This is a genomic window from Paenibacillus silvae, assembly GCF_014639235.1.
In the GTDB taxonomy this organism is placed as follows: domain Bacteria; phylum Bacillota; class Bacilli; order Paenibacillales; family Paenibacillaceae; genus Paenibacillus; species Paenibacillus silvae.
Genome location: NZ_BMFU01000004.1, coordinates 572,776 through 585,742 on the forward strand (window position 1 = coordinate 572,776; position 12,967 = coordinate 585,742).

Below are 12,967 nucleotides of genomic sequence, written 5' to 3' on the forward strand. Positions count from 1 at the left end.
ATATAAAGCTCTTTGAAAAGCCGGGCCAGTGCGTAAATTCAGACATTCTGTCATCAGAGTGCTCCATGTAAAAGATGTGTAGTCCAGCTTTCATAGATTCATATTCATACGATCACGATCATCATCTTTCGAACGTTTGAAAGATGATATGACGGGTAATAACATAGCGAACCACTCAAACCAATGAGGAGGTATTCACTATGCAGAAGAAAATCGTAGGTGTGTTTAATACAGAGCGTGAAGCATCCGAGGCTATTGAAAGCTTGAAGGCGGAAGGATTTTCATCAGATGAAATATCCGTCGTTACACAGGATCGGGATGAGCTGAAAGCCATTCGTGAGGAGACGGGCACCAAAGCACCGGAGGGTGTGGCTGCGGGAGCAGCAACCGGCGGGTTGCTTGGCGGTGTGGCGGGTCTGCTCGCAGGTATCGGCGCACTGGCCATCCCGGGCATTGGTCCAATTCTGGCGGCAGGACCTATTGCAGCAACCTTCACAGGCGCTGCTGTAGGGGCAGGAGCCGGAGGCTTGGTGGGTGGACTTGTCGGACTCGGGATTCCGGAAGAAGATGCTAAACAATATGAAGAATATGTGCAGAACGGTAAAATTCTGCTGCTGGTAGACTCGTCCGATCGGGATAGCGCTGTATACGATGTGTTTAACCTGGGCAGCCCGGGACATGCGAGCAGAGATGCCGTGCACGGTGAAGATGTCAATGCCGTCCGATCAGATCTGTATATGGAAGAGCGCCGGATGGAAGCACAGACCAAAGCCGCGCGTTATGGCAACAATACCTTCTTGTAAAGGTAGGGAGTCCGTGCTCATTTCAAACTGGTTTTGTGAAAAATTGCAAAAAATCATGCATACAGGTTATACAAGCACAGCAGCCGGTCTCCGCTGAGGAGGCCGGTTTTCTCCCTTATACAGAACCTTGCCCCTTTCTTATACAGAGACTAAACTTGTTCCTGTATCTATCCTGCTGGCAGCTCAAGCTGTATTCCATGTCGATGGCCCTGTTTTACTTCAGGTCCTTGTTTTTCCTGGTCAAACAGGGAATAACAATACATAGAGCAGGATTGCAAGCGCGATGCCAATCACAAGCAGAATGATGCCAAGAAAGGTGATAAGTCTGGTTGTGGCCCGGAAGGACTGCTCATTAATCTGTGTTCGTTTCCGGTGATAGGCTGCCGCCGAGAACAGAATAATAGAGATGCCGCCAAGAAGAGACGTGATGCCGGTGATAACCGCAGCAAGGTGTACCAGCTGATCATAGGTGTTCGAATGGAAGCCAAAGCCGGCCGCGAGAAAACCGATGCCCGCAATGCCAATGCCTGTGCGCACCCAAGCGAGGAATGTGCGTTCATTTGCCAGATGCTGCTGTACATATTTGGAATCAGAACCATTGGATGATCTGTCTGACATGGGTATTCTGAACCTCCAATCAAGAATGGTAACCGAAATGATTAGTTTACATCGCAAGCAAGAACAAAAATATAAGGAAAGGCTGATGATTTTGCCTCGCAAAGAACGGATTATCGAAATAGAAACCTTAAGGGGAATGGCTTTTGCTGCTGTTGTACTTCAGCATTCCATTGCTCATTATTCACTCGTTCCGCAAGCTGGACTTCAGGACGGTGTAGTGATGGCAGTGCTGCTGATGCTATCCAAGTTTGCTGTACCGCTGTTTATATTTATAACCGGGATGGTGTTGTTCTACAACACAGGGGAGCAGCTGAACTACAGCCAGTTTATGCGCAAAAGAGTAATGGACGTGATTTTGCCCTACGTAGTGTGGACGCTCATCTATTTTATACTTACCCCGCGAAGCTGGACAGGCTTTGGCTGGCAGGAGCTTTCTGACCTTGGACTGAAGTTGGTGACTGGCAAAACGGCCTCACATTTCTGGTACATCATCATGCTGATCCAGATCTATGTGTTTTTCCCTTTGTTTCTAAGCAGCATACGGTACATATATCAGCGTTATCAAGCAAAGGGGCGTATGATTGCTCTGTTTATCTCAGGCATCGTTTATCTGATCCTGGCTGATCAATTGAGTACCATTGCTCACTGGATGGAGCCGTTGCAGATTCCGGTGCTGACCGATGCTTTTACAACCTATGCCGACCGTAATTTTATTTATTTTTTCTTTTATTTCGTGCTTGGGGCCGCAGCGGGATTGTCTGTCCAGAACTGGAGAAAATGGGTTCATCGTCTGCGCTGGGTATCCTGGCTGGTGTTTATTGTACTGGGTCTGCGGTTTATTTATCTATTAATGCTGGAGTTTCAGAAGCCCGATGGCTTTCAGATCAGCTTCTACACCGTCAGCCTGATCAGGCCGGGTATGATCCTGTTCCTGCTCGCTTCAATCCTGGTTCTGTACCAGTTGGCCGTAAAGCTTCAGCAGCCAATGGTGCTGCTCTGGCTGGCATGGATTGGCGGCATGTCGTATGGCGGTTATCTGATGCATATGCTGGTGCTTCGTTATAGCTACATTCCAGATGAATGGTTCTACGTGGCCTGGGGATGGAATCCTATTATCCGTATGATTATCACCTGGCTCACTGCACTTGCAGTTTCTTGTGGGCTGACCTGGCTGATCTCTCGTCTGAAATGGGGAAAATGGATCGTGGGTACGGTGCCGACCAAGCGACCCCAAACCCAAGAAACAACGAATTCATTGATATCGAAGTGAATATATCATTACATGAAAAATTCACAATAATAAAAGATAAATTTCGCTGGTTCTCACCTCACGATTGCTTTCCCAACCCCGATCTTTCTTGCTCTACTCAGACCTTTGTTACAAGAGTGAGGTCAGGATCAAGATGGCAGGATCAGAACATATGTACTATAATGAAAGATAGACAGGTTCTGACAGGAGGGAAAGATCATGGCTTTTATGATTGCACAGCGGGCATTTATCAAGGTTTATCTTATTACGATGGTCGAGCAGCACAGAGGATATGGCTACGAGATGCTGGAAGCGATGAAGCAGGAATTCAAGGATTACGGATACGTGCCGCCGCAGAGCGAGGTATATCGGGCCTTACATGAGCTGGTGCAGCAGGGTATCTTTTATCGAACCAAAAAATTAAAGGGGAATGATCCCAAGGTGGATTTTCAGGAGATCGTGCTCTATCACTTCACGGATGAAGGTGCGGCGAAAGCCGAGTTATACAAAAAACAGGTCAAAGCCGATCTGGATCGTTGTCTTGGCATTTTACACAAGGCGGAAGCGGATAACTACGGTACGAAAGGACGATGAGCATGAACAGACCTCTGCAGTGGGGTGTACTCGGAACTTCTACGATTGCCAAAAAAGCAATTATTCCAGCGATTCAGCAGTCCGAACGTGGTGAAGTGCTGGCGATTGCCAGCCGCTCGAAGGAAAAGGCGGAAGCTATAGCTGAAGAGATGGACATTGTCAGAGCCTATGGCAGTTACGAGGAGCTTCTGGATGACCCGGATATCCAGGCTGTCTATATTCCTTTGCCGAATCATCTACACAGAGAATGGACGATCAAAGCTGCCGAGGCGGGAAAACATGTCCTGTGTGAAAAGCCCGCAGCGCTGAATGCACAGCAATCAGCCGAGATGATCGAGGCATGTGAACGTCATGGTGTGTTGTTTGCGGAGGCGATCATGTATCGTTATCACCCGAAGCACAGACGTGTGCAGGAGATTATCGAGAGTGGCGAGATTGGAACGGTTAGAGCGATACATGGCAACTTTACGTGTAATACCGCGGATGATAAGGAGAATGTACGCTTCAAAAGAGAGATGGGCGGCGGTTCTATTTTTGACCTCGGCGTATATCCGATCTCTGCTGCCCGCATGTATCTGGGAGACGAGCCTGAAGCGGTCACCGTACATGCCTTGTTCTCGGAAGAGCATGATGGCGTTGATATGATGGCTTCAGGACTGATCGAGTTTCCGAATTCGGTAGCGCTGACCTTTGATTGCGGCATGTGGGCGTCCGGCAGGGCCGAGATGGAGATTCTCGGCACGGAAGGCCGAATTGAGCTGCCTAAGGTGTTCGGCTGGGAGAATAGTGATATTCCACCGCAGATTATCATCCATACGGATTCGGTAAGCCGGGAGGAGCGTGTATCAGTCTCGAATTCCTATGTGCTGCAGGTAGAGATTTTTGCCGAGGCGGCGCTGGAGGGCAAGCCTTTACCGTTTAGTCCAAGCAACACCATTCTGAATATGCGTGTAATCGACGCTTGTCTGGAATCCGCCCGAACGCGTCAGCGCGTGCTGGTGGATCAGAGTCCGGTGGAGTAAGCTCCTGAAGCAGAAGTGCTGGTGTGCTGGTATGCAGTGCAGAGGCTGTCTAATAACTTTTTTACCGAGGCTGTAAAAATGAAAGAAGAATAGAAGGCGGCTCCATCCATGCGGATGAGAGTCTTTTTTTACTTGGAAACAAATCTGGAACGGAACTGCTTTGTTTGACACTTCAATCAACAATCCACCCGTTAAATGATTATTTTAATCTATCGTGAGAACGCATCGTTTAAAAAGTCTTTAAATATGACGTTAAAAATATTTTAACGTTGGTATTGATTTTTGTGAAAACTCCGTTAAAATAATATTAACATTAAAAATATTTTCACGTTGAGGAGTGGGGCAGATGAACGGCAGCACAGCGGTTGGCAAACAAGGATTAGGGGAACTCATTCGAATCAGGCCATATATGCAATTTATGATGAGCAAAATGGTATCCCGTTTTGCTGATTCCATAGATTCGATTGCATACAGCTGGATGGTGTACGTGTTGACAGGCTCGAAGGTGCTGATGGGCACCCTGCTGGCTGTTAATTTTTTGCCGAATATTGTATTTGGCCTGTTCGCTGGTGCGCTGGTGGATCGCTTGTCCCCCAAAAAAGTAATCGTAATGACCAATACTGGACGTGGTGTTATTGTTGGTTTGACAGCTCTCTTATTTGCTCTTGGTCAGCTTGAGGTCTGGCATTTATTTTTGTTCACCATCCTGAATTCCTTGCTGGAATGTTTTACATCACCTGCCGAGGTGTCCAGTGTTCCCCGATTGCTTCCACCGTCTCTGCTGTTGTCAGGCAACGCAATGACCACATCTGCCACCAGGCTGGCTGAGTTAGCGGGTCTCGCTGCGGCAGGTGCATGCATTGCAACGGTTGGCATTGCGTGCACGATCTGGATCGATGCCGCGCTTTTTGCCTTCAGTGCTTTACTTATGAGCGGTGTGCATTATCCCGAAGGCATGCCCGCTCGTGGTGTATCTTCTGCCGCCCGAAGTTTGATAGCCGAGATGGCGGATGCTTTTCATTTTCTACGTAAACATGCCTTGTTACTGATCAGCTCTATTCTGTTTGCCTTGGTGAACTTCTGCCTGATGCCCTTTAATGTGCTTCGTACACCGTACGTGATGGAGACGCTGCACGCGGATGCCTGGGGGCTTAGTCTGCTTAGCGGACTGTTAGTCGGGGGAATTGTCATTGGTGGTCTCTGGATGTCCCATTGGGGAGTCCGTTATCGTAAAAGTGTGCTGATCATCACTGGCATTGTAATGTCTGGTTTTGGTTATGCAATGACAGCAGTTCCCGCTTATATGACGGCGTTTCAGCTCCCGGTTGCAGGTTTCTTCTGTCTGCTGATGGGCTTGGGGATTCCGCTGGCTACAACTCCGCTGGCTTCATATCTGATGGAGGTTACTCCTTCCCATATGCTTGGAAGAGTATCAGCTTTGCAAAGCATGCTGGTGTTAAGTGTGTCCCCACTGGGCAGTCTGCTATCGGGTGTGCTTGCGGACTGGTTTTCAATGCATGTGCTGTTTATTGTGTTCGGTGTCCTGCTTGGGTTGTCTGCACTTGTACTGCTGGCGAGCAAAAGCTTTCGCCAAGAGATGTAAGTGTATCCGGTTTTGACCGGGGTCCTGACTGAAAGGTATAATAGAGAGAACGAAGGGCAGGCACGTACCCCGGAAATGAGGAACCAGGTATGCAGCAGCACAAAGTGCTTTCAACGATTGAAGAGATCAAAATATACTCTGATCCGTACCGGATACAGATTATGAATATGTTTAACAGGCAGGGGAGACCCTCCACGGTGAAGGAAATCGCCGATCTGATGGGAGAGGTGCCCGCCAAGGTTCACTATCATGTGAAGAAGCTGGAGAAGATCGGTCTTCTAAGCATGGTATCCACCCGTGAGATTAACGGTATTATCGCCAAATATTACGAGCCCTTTTCAGGTGAAATTCATCTGCGTCACAAGGACGAGGAGCATGAGAATTCACCGCTGAAGCAGGTATTTCGCTCAGAGACGTTAAAGCTGCTGAACCAGATGTTTGAGCAGAGCCGTCTGCGTTTCATGAAGCAGGCAGAGCAAGGGGAGCAGGAGAAGCGGTTTATTTCGGATATGACTCTGTACGCAACGGTAGACGAAATAGAGACGTTATATCAGAATATTGTGGAGCTGTGCAAGCCTTATCAGAACAAAAATGAAAAGAATGCTGACCAGCATGTTTTTCAGCTGTTTACGGCACTGTCCAAGGAAATTCCGTTGGAAACTCAGGTCAGTGAGACTGAGGCCAGGAAGAAAAAGACGGGAGAACCGAAAAATTCGTCTGCCTCTGCGGCATCCGTTACATCAGAAGCCCTGCATACTTCGCCCACCGTTAAAACTTCCAAACGTCCTGCTAAGCGTAAGGCTCAGCAGTCACCTGAAGGTCAGTCTGAGGATTAAGCCTGTTGTATGAGATGAACAAAAGGTTCCAGCCATGGAATGCTCCGGTGACTGCACGGCTCAGGACAAACTGAACGGCAGTAGAGAAAGTAAGGAGAGCGACAGGAACAGGTGGAGCGGAGAAGAGCATACGAAGCCAAAATGAAGTCAAGAAGTTAAGTCAAGAGTGTAGTGTAAGTAAAGCTGCTGGGAAAGGGTACTCAGAACACCACACGCAGCGCAGGCTAAGTTTAAGCAGGCACAGACAGGGACATGACAGCAGAAAAGCCGCCATTGGCGGCTTTTTAGTATTAGTACGTAACGGCAAGGATTGAATTAGCATTTGATATCCCTTTACATGTTCTCGTCGTAATCCTGCACATCCCGTTTGGCAGCCATGGCAGGTGAATTGGATGTACCATATTCCTCGACCGCTTCCCAGGCCTCTGCGTTGTCGAACTTACCTGCATTGCGCTGTCTCACTTCTCCAGCTCCGCTCGGCGGCATTGTAATAACCTCCTCCTCAACAGGGCGGTCATTGCTTACGTCGCGGTTTGGGGTATGATCAATACAATAAGCAGTATACGGGATGGCTTCCAGCCGTTCAAAAGGAATGTTTTTCCCACATGTGACACATGTGCCATAGGTTCCCTCTTCCATGCGCTCAAGGGCATCATTCACCTGATTGAACTCATCTGTCAAGGTATCATCAATGGCGAGATCACGGCTGCGTTCAAAGGTTTCTGTACCTGCATCCGCAGGGTGGTTATCATAAGAGGACAGTTCACCGGTAGAATCCTTGAGCGATTCGGCAGGAGCACCATCCTCCATGCTGGATTCGAAATGTCGCTGCAAATCTTCACGCTGCTCGAGCAGCGCCTGTTCCAATTCCTGACGTTGATCCTTGGTTAATGTACTCATAAGCACATGCTCCTTTCCCGCTTGGGGTTGTAGAGACTTCTTACCCGAAAAGGGGGAGAAGCAATCATTTTGCAATGGAAACATGGTTTCGTTTTATATCTGATGAATTATGTGTTATAAAAAATAGAGAGAGATATTGCCGTGAGTTCTGTGCCCAGTGCAGAGAACCGCTGCTCGGCTACAATGGAGGGTTGTCAAGATGGATGAACATATGAAACGAAGATTGGACAAACAAAGACAATTGTTCAAACAACTAGGTGTGCAGCTGGATGCTTTATCTATTCATGAGAAGCAGTTTAATTATAAACTTCGTGGGTATGACCCGGATGAGGTGGATGCATATCTCGATCTGGTCATTAAAGATTATGAGCGCTTTTATGCCAACATCGCCGATTTGATGGATAAATGGCAGGAACAGCAGCTCACGATTCGCGATCTGAAGAACTCGGTCAAACCTGTGAATGATCCGAACAAGATTGATCGCAAGCAACTGGATGATATCGTCAAGCAACTGGAATATACGGTGCGGCAGCTCAAGGCCAGAGCACGTCCTGAGCAGGATCTGTTTACGGAATAAAGCTGAATTATCCAGGATTATATTAAATAAAGGTGGTTAATCATGAGTACTCATTTTTCGGTCAGTGTGCATTGTTTGTTGTTACTGTCTCTCAGCGCGCCTGAACGAATAACGTCCGCAGATATTGCGGGCAGCGTGAATACGAATCCTGTCGTAGTCAGACGGATTCTGGGGGGACTCAAGAAGGCAGGATTGGTCAATTCCTCACCAGGCACCAGAGGCTTTTATCTGGCGAAGCCTTCCAGTGAGATCACATTGGATATGATCTATCAGGCCGCCAAAGACGAGGGTCCCTTGTTCCCGATCCATGGAAATTGCAACCCGAACTGTGAGGTAGGCATCCAGATGGATAGTCTGCTGACGAATCTCTATCGGATTGCCGAGTCGAAGGTAGAGCAGTTTTTTGCATCGATTACACTTGAGGATATGGAACGTTCCTGCTCACAGCAGATGGAGACAACACAATTAGAGACAGAGCAGAAAGCCTAACGAAGGGAAGGCGGTTGATACATGAAAATCATAGTCATCTCTGATACACATCTGCCCAAAAAGGCACGAACTTTACCGGCACCACTTGCAGACGCTTTGACCGGTGCAGATCTGATTCTGCATGCGGGTGACTGGTCAGACTGGAGTGTATATGAACTGCTTAGCGGTTATGCTCCCGTTGAAGGTGTGGCTGGCAATACCGACCCGTCCGAGATCGGAGAGAAGCTTGGCTTCTCCCGAATTGTCGAAGTGGAGGGGCTGCGGCTTGGGCTAGTGCATGGTCACCGCGGATCAAAGGGCACAGAACAGAATGCGATCCAAACCTTTGCAGGTGAACAGCTGGATGCGGTGATCTATGGACATTCTCATATTCCGGTGATGCATACGGTGGATGACGTGCTTGTATTTAATCCGGGCTCACCGACAGACCGCCGGTTCCAGAAGCGTTTTTCTTTTGGCATCATGACGGTAGAAGAAGGAAAGCTGCAGGCAGAGCATGTGTTTTTTGACCGGAATTAGAACGATTGTATTGAAATAGAAATAGTAAGGGTACAGGCATTGGCAACGGCACTGGTATTTTAATGGACAAGCTGTTCCAGCATTGTTAGTATTAAGGCATTTCTGAACAGAAGTAATTTCTGAATCAGAAGTGCTTTTTTGCTTTGACTTGGAGATGTTTATTTTATTTATTTGACGACTCGGAAGAGCTTGCTTTTTATTATTTTGTAATCGGATGTAATGTGAAACGTTATCTCTGGATGGGGAATATGTGCGGATTGTTATCTGACATTCATCTGTTTGCTTTATGCTCTATGGTGGTGTGCGAGAGAGTGATACAATGCGTTTATGACATAAAATGAATGCGTTTACATTGGAGGGTTCATGGATATGAAACTGTCCGTATTCACCGTTGCAGTTCCTGATCTGAATGCAGCGGAACTGGCTTCCGCCGCCGCAGCGGCGGGCATCGAGGGTATTGAGTGGAGGTTTCGCGGCATACCGGAGGATGCTCTTTCCGAACAGCCTTCCTTCTGGAGAAACAACCGCTGTTCCATCGACCCGGACAGGTGGCAGGAACAGGTGCCCGCTTTTCGAGAAGCGGCTGCGATGCATGGAAGAAAATCCATTGCACTTGTGCCTTATCTGAGCTGTGGAGACTTACCGGCAGCAGAGCAAGCATTCCAGGCTGCATCCAAACTTGGTGCTTCAATGATGCGTGTAGGTGTTCCCGGTTATGATCGGACAACGGCTTATCCCGAGCTGTATACGAAGGCCGTTCGTTATTTGAACGAAGTACAGGATATGGCGAAACAGTACAGCATTAAAGCAGTTGTAGAAACACACCATCAGACGATTGCACCCACAGCTTCTCTGGCTCACCGACTTGTGCAATCTCTTGACCCGGAGCACGTCGGGGTGCTCTACGATCCAGGCAATATGGTGCATGAAGGGTATGAGAACCACCGTATGGGACTTGAACTGCTTGGACCTTATCTCGCTCATGTGCATGTGAAAAATGCCGGATGGTATGTGAAAGAAGCCGGAAATACTCCGGATCGCGCGGCATCAAGCCCAAGCTCTGGTTCTGAACTGCCTTTGAGCACATCCTGGCAATGTCATTGGGCTCCGCTAACGGAAGGCATGGTGGATTGGGTGCAGATGGTGCGTGATCTGAGAGCAGTGGGATATGACGGTTATTACGGGATTGAAGATTTTAGCGGAGTTTTGCAGTCCAAAGTGATGTTACAGCATTTTGCAGATGTATTTGCTGCAATCGAGCGTCGTATAAACGAGGAGGAGCAAGCATGAGTATGGTTCGAGTAGCGATCATTGGTATTGGAAATATGGGCGCGTCACATGCCAGAACCCTGGCGGCTGGAGAAGTTCCGGGTGCTGAACTGGCGGCAGTATGTGATGTGAGAAAAGAGATGGAAAGCTGGGTAACAAGTAATCTTCCGTCTACAGTCACGTACTGGCAGGATGCAGAGCAGATGATGGCTTCGGGCACAATTGATGCCGTTATTATTGCTACACCGCATTATGATCATCCTGAACAAGCGATCCAGGCATTCCGGCATGGCCTGCATGTCATGATTGAGAAGCCAGCGGGCGTATATACCAAACAGGTGCGAGAGATGAACGAGGCGGCTGCGGCAAGCGGCAAAGTGTTCTCCATCATGTACAATCAGCGGACGAACCCGCTGTACATCAAGCTGCGTGACCTGATTGCATCTGGCGAGCTTGGCGAGGTACGACGTACCAACTGGATCATTACGAACTGGTATCGCTCTCAGAGCTACTATGATTCCGGCGGCTGGCGTGCAACATGGGCAGGCGAGGGAGGCGGCGTGCTGATTAATCAGGACCCGCATCAGCTGGACCTGTGGCAGTGGACCATAGGCATGATGCCTGTGCGTATGCGTGCTTTCTGCTCCTTCGGCAAATATCGGAACATTGAAGTGGAAGATGATGTGACAGCTTATGTGGAGTATGAAAATGGAGCAACCGGCGTGTTTGTAACCACCACGGGTGAAGCGCCAGGAACGAACCGCTTTGAGGTGGGTGGCGACCGCGGCAAAATCGTCATTGAAGACGGCCAGCTCACCTTCTGGCGGCTGCGCGAATCAGAGCCGGAGTTCAACCAGCGCTTTACGGGAGGCTTCGGGCAGCCGGAATGCTGGAAATGTGACGTGCCGATTACGGGCATCGAAACGGGACATCCGGGTCTGATCCGTAACTGGATTGATGCGATTCGTACAGGCGCACAGCTGATTGCTCCCGGGCAGGACGGGATTCACGGTTTGACTTTATCCAACGCTATGCTGCTATCCACCTGGACGGACAATTGGGTGAATCTGCCGATCGATGAAGACTTGTTCTACGAGCATCTGCAGGAGCGTATTGCCAATTCAACAACGAAGAAAGACAAAGCATATGCGGGCGGTCAGCCTGCCGATCTGAGTCAGACGTTTAAATGACATGTATAAGTTGAACTAGAGATTTACACGGAACACTCTGGTGACATGGTAACGAGGAGAACATTTAAAATATAATTCGAAAAGAGGATGGGTTGATATGGCGAAAGACGGAATGTTCTACGCACCAAAAAGTGTGACCAAAGAGGTTGTATGCGGACCGGGCGAGTTCACCATCGCGGCAGTTGCTTTGGATCACGGGCATATCTATGGCATGGTTGGCGGTTTGCTGGACGCAGGGGCTACGCTCAAATGGGTATATGACCCGGACCCGGCCAAGGTTGAGGCATTCCGCAAGCAGTTCCCGCAAGCACAGATTGCTGCATCAGAAGCGGAAGTGCTCGCAGATGATGAGGTGCTGCTGGTAGCAAGCGCCGCCATTACGTCAGATCGTGCGCCGCTTGGCATGAGAGTGATGGCAGCGGGTAAGGATTATTTTACGGATAAAGCCCCGTTCACAACGATGGAGCAATTAAATCTGGCACGTGAAGAGGTGAAACGCACAGGCAAGAAATACATGGTGTATTACAGTGAACGGTTGCATGTGGAAAGTGCTATTTACGCGGGGCAGCTGATTGAACAGGGTGCGATCGGCAAAGTAGTTCAGGTCATGGGCACAGGGCCGCACCGCTTGAATGCCGGAGGACGACCAGACTGGTTCTTCAACCATGAGCAGTATGGTGGCATTCTCTGTGACATTGGCAGTCACCAGATTGAGCAGTTCCTGACCTTTGCTTCATGCAGTGATGCACAAGTAGCCTTCAGTCGGGTTAACAATTTCAATCATCCACAGTTCCCGGAGCTGGAGGATTTCGGTGAAGCTTCCCTGATCGGTGATAACGGGGCATCCGGCTATTTCCGCGTAGACTGGTTCACCCCAGATGGTCTCGGCACATGGGGCGATGGACGCACCGTAATTCTGGGCACAGACGGTTACATCGAGCTGCGGAAGTACATCGACATTGCCCGCGAGTCGGAAGGAGATCAGGTGTACCTGGTCAACCATGAGGGTGAATTCAGATACAATGTCAAAGGCAAAGTCGGCTACCCGTTCTTCGGTCAGCTCATCCGCGACTGTCTCGATCGAACCGAGACGGCAATGACGCAGGAGCACGCATTCAAAGCGGCAGAGCTCTGCCTGATCGCCCAGCATAAAGCGATGAGCGAGCGCGTGGTATGGAGCGTGGGCGGGAAGTAAGGTTTTAAGTGTTTTGATTCAGGTGTAAGGCAGATCGTTTAGATGAGGAAAGCAGTCCTAATGTAACTGTGGCTACGCTTGTTAGCTCGTTCTAACAAACGCC

Annotated in this window: 14 protein-coding genes; 12 read left to right on the plus strand and 2 right to left on the minus strand. The window is 49.0% G+C overall.

Annotation, left to right across the window (positions count from 1 at the left end):
* The first annotated feature begins 200 nt into the window (after nucleotides 1-200).
* Nucleotides 201-803 carry a general stress protein gene (locus tag IEW26_RS16915; RefSeq protein ID WP_188593167.1) on the plus strand — a complete coding sequence of 201 codons (603 nt, stop codon included), beginning with the start codon at nucleotides 201-203 and terminating at the stop codon, nucleotides 801-803.
* Nucleotides 804-1,043: 240 nt separating this feature from the next.
* Here IEW26_RS16915 and IEW26_RS16920 read toward each other — a convergent pair whose 3' ends face one another.
* Entirely contained in the window at nucleotides 1,044-1,421 is a 378-nt protein-coding gene (locus IEW26_RS16920; protein ID WP_188593168.1) for a YidH family protein, read from the minus strand.
* Between the two features lie 37 nt (nucleotides 1,422-1,458).
* Between IEW26_RS16920 and IEW26_RS16925 the strand changes: the two genes are divergently transcribed.
* From IEW26_RS16925 to IEW26_RS16945, 5 genes are all read left to right on the plus strand, one after another.
* Nucleotides 1,459-2,691, plus strand: a complete 1,233-nt coding sequence (locus IEW26_RS16925; protein ID WP_188593169.1) for an acyltransferase — start codon at nucleotides 1,459-1,461, stop codon at nucleotides 2,689-2,691.
* A gap of 198 nt (nucleotides 2,692-2,889) precedes the next feature.
* Nucleotides 2,890-3,264: a replication termination protein gene (locus IEW26_RS16930; protein WP_110892954.1), complete on the plus strand. Its 375-nt coding sequence runs from the start codon at nucleotides 2,890-2,892 to the stop codon at nucleotides 3,262-3,264.
* A 2-nt stretch (nucleotides 3,265-3,266) separates the two neighbouring features.
* On the plus strand, nucleotides 3,267-4,286 hold the full coding sequence (locus IEW26_RS16935) for a Gfo/Idh/MocA family protein (protein ID WP_188593170.1): 1,020 nt from the start codon (nucleotides 3,267-3,269) through the stop codon (nucleotides 4,284-4,286).
* Nucleotides 4,287-4,632: 346 nt separating this feature from the next.
* Nucleotides 4,633-5,889: an MFS transporter gene (locus IEW26_RS16940; protein ID WP_188593171.1), complete on the plus strand. Its 1,257-nt coding sequence runs from the start codon at nucleotides 4,633-4,635 to the stop codon at nucleotides 5,887-5,889.
* Nucleotides 5,890-5,978: 89 nt separating this feature from the next.
* On the plus strand, nucleotides 5,979-6,725 hold the full coding sequence (locus IEW26_RS16945) for an ArsR/SmtB family transcription factor (protein ID WP_188593172.1): 747 nt from the start codon (nucleotides 5,979-5,981) through the stop codon (nucleotides 6,723-6,725).
* Between the two features lie 333 nt (nucleotides 6,726-7,058).
* On the opposite strand, the gene IEW26_RS16950 is transcribed toward IEW26_RS16945, so the two are convergent.
* Nucleotides 7,059-7,625, minus strand: a complete 567-nt coding sequence (locus tag IEW26_RS16950; RefSeq protein ID WP_188593173.1) for a TraR/DksA C4-type zinc finger protein — start codon at nucleotides 7,623-7,625, stop codon at nucleotides 7,059-7,061.
* A 199-nt stretch (nucleotides 7,626-7,824) separates the two neighbouring features.
* On the opposite strand from IEW26_RS16950, the gene IEW26_RS16955 reads away from it, so the two are divergent.
* The 6 genes from IEW26_RS16955 to IEW26_RS16980 all read left to right on the plus strand — a co-directional run bounded on the left by IEW26_RS16955 (nucleotide 7,825) and on the right by IEW26_RS16980 (nucleotide 12,864).
* Nucleotides 7,825-8,202: a DivIVA domain-containing protein gene (locus IEW26_RS16955; RefSeq protein WP_110892945.1), complete on the plus strand. Its 378-nt coding sequence runs from the start codon at nucleotides 7,825-7,827 to the stop codon at nucleotides 8,200-8,202.
* A 42-nt stretch (nucleotides 8,203-8,244) separates the two neighbouring features.
* On the plus strand, nucleotides 8,245-8,691 hold the full coding sequence (locus IEW26_RS16960) for an Rrf2 family transcriptional regulator (RefSeq protein ID WP_111271118.1): 447 nt from the start codon (nucleotides 8,245-8,247) through the stop codon (nucleotides 8,689-8,691).
* A gap of 21 nt (nucleotides 8,692-8,712) precedes the next feature.
* Entirely contained in the window at nucleotides 8,713-9,210 is a 498-nt protein-coding gene (locus tag IEW26_RS16965; protein ID WP_188593174.1) for a metallophosphoesterase family protein, read from the plus strand.
* 369 nt (nucleotides 9,211-9,579) lie between these two features.
* Nucleotides 9,580-10,500 carry a sugar phosphate isomerase/epimerase family protein gene (locus IEW26_RS16970; protein ID WP_188593175.1) on the plus strand — a complete coding sequence of 307 codons (921 nt, stop codon included), beginning with the start codon at nucleotides 9,580-9,582 and terminating at the stop codon, nucleotides 10,498-10,500.
* Nucleotides 10,497-11,669, plus strand: a complete 1,173-nt coding sequence (locus IEW26_RS16975) for a Gfo/Idh/MocA family protein (RefSeq protein WP_188593176.1) — start codon at nucleotides 10,497-10,499, stop codon at nucleotides 11,667-11,669. The genes IEW26_RS16970 and IEW26_RS16975 overlap by 4 nt, the downstream gene beginning before the upstream one ends.
* A gap of 97 nt (nucleotides 11,670-11,766) precedes the next feature.
* Nucleotides 11,767-12,864, plus strand: a complete 1,098-nt coding sequence (locus IEW26_RS16980; RefSeq protein WP_188593177.1) for a Gfo/Idh/MocA family protein — start codon at nucleotides 11,767-11,769, stop codon at nucleotides 12,862-12,864.
* Nucleotides 12,865-12,967 lie beyond the last annotated feature (103 nt).